The organism is Yokenella regensburgei (assembly GCF_051486985.1).
GTDB lineage: Bacteria > Pseudomonadota > Gammaproteobacteria > Enterobacterales > Enterobacteriaceae > CBFFRJ01.
In genome coordinates this window covers 1-1,885 of the sequence record NZ_JAHVDV010000079.1, presented here as the reverse complement: position 1 = coordinate 1,885, position 1,885 = coordinate 1, and the positions used below count along the sequence as shown (strand labels likewise).

At 58.6% G+C, this 1,885-nt stretch carries 1 protein-coding gene; it reads left to right on the top strand.

Translation table 11 applies throughout. From position 1 onward, the window contains the following. On the top strand, positions 1 to 1,885 hold a 1,885-nt coding region (locus KXR87_RS23475), incomplete at both ends, for an RHS domain-containing protein (RefSeq protein ID WP_437434577.1).

Below are 1,885 nucleotides of genomic sequence, written 5' to 3'. Positions count from 1 at the left end.
ACCCGCTGGGGAACATTCGTACCACCGAATGGCTGGTACAGCGTGCGCTGCCAACGGTTATCACGGAGGCAAACGGGGCGGCGACACGGTTTTATTACGACGAGCATTTTGGCCTCGGGCGGGTTGTCGACGCGATGGGGCAGACGACGCTTGTGCGCCGCGATGAATGTGGTCAGGTAGTGGAAGAGGTAGATGCAGGGGGAAATACCCGGCGGCGGGTGTTTAATGACGCTGGGCAAATTGTCTCTGAAAGGGATTGTTCGGGCCGCACCACTCATTATCGCTACACTTCACTCGGCTGGTTACACGCTGTCGTAACTGCCGATGGTGAACAAACGCGGTATCAGTACGATGCCGCCGGTCGCCCGTTGCAACTGGAGCGGGCTGAAGGCTGGCAGGAATCCATTGGCTGGAACAGGCGGGGGCTTCCGGAATACCACATCACGCCAGACGGTAAGCGTCAGGATTTTGAATACGATGCAACGGGGCGACTTGTTGCCAGCCGGAATGCACTCGGTGAGGCCATTCATCGCCAGTGGGACAGCCGTAATCGCCTGACTGCGCTACAGAACGAGAAGGGTGAAGCGTATCGGTTCGAATGGGGGGCAGATTCACTCCTTCTGGCGGAAATTGGGCTGGATGACGTGGCGACGCGTTATGCCTATGACGCCTGTGGACGCACGATCAAGCGCACCTTCGCCGCCGGGCACCGGCAGGCCATTACACATGGTTTCCGCTGGAGCGCGTCCGGGCAGTTGCTTGAACGCACGTCGCCGGAAGGTATGACGCTGTATCATTACGCCACTGCCGGGCAAATTGAGCGTATTGCACAACATCCACCGCTGGGCGAGGGCGTCTGGAGTCAGGCCCCCGAACAGGAAATCGAGTTCAGATACGACGCATTAGGACGGGTTATCGGTGAAGAAGGTGAAAATGGCGCGCTGGGCTGGCGTTATGACGCGCTGAACAACCGAACGTCAGTACAGTTGCCCGACGGACGCAACCTTAAATATCTCTATTACGGTAGCGGGCATTTGCTGAGTCTGGCGCTGGATAATCTCCCCATCAGCGACTTCACCCGCGACGAACTCCACCGGGAAGTGAGCCGCAGCCAGGGATTGCTGACCAGCCGAAATGACTACGACAGGCTGGGGCGCGTACGGCGTCGTGATGTCTTTGCGGGTAATGCGCAGCGTCCGGCCCCGAGGCGCTGGTCACGCCGCTGGGATTATGATTATCGCAATAATCTGGTACGCGAAGAGCGTGATGACAATCCTTTTTGTTGGTCCAACTGGCAGTACGACAGCGCTGGCAGGCTGCTCGAGCAGGACGGCACGTTGCCCGGGCAGGAGCAATGGCGATGGGACGCCGCAAGTAACCCGCTGGATGATTCGCTGCAACAGAGTGTGCGGCATAACCGCGTCACGCAGCTCAATGGTATTCACTGGCAGTACGACATCCACGGACGCACCACCGAAAAAGACAACGGCCAGACCCGCTGGCGCTATCGCTATGACACGGAGCACCGTCTGACGGAGGTGCTGAGCCAGCCGCGTGACCGTAATAAACTCCAGACCCAGGTGAGCTTCCGCTACGATCCGTTAGGCAGGCGTATCAGCAAAACGCGTCAGCAACTGTTGGGCGGACAACCCGTTGGCAAACGTGTCACAACCCGTTTCCTGTGGGAAGGTTTCCGCCTGTTGCAGGAAATCCACGACGGCGTCCCGCTCACTTACGTTTACAGCGATCAGGGCAGTTATGAGCCGCTGGCGCGTATTGATGGTACGGAATCACCCGACATTTACTGGTTTCACTGTCAGCCGAACGGCACACCGGAGCGGATGACAGATATCGAAGGCGAACTGCGCTGGGAAGGGCAGAACAG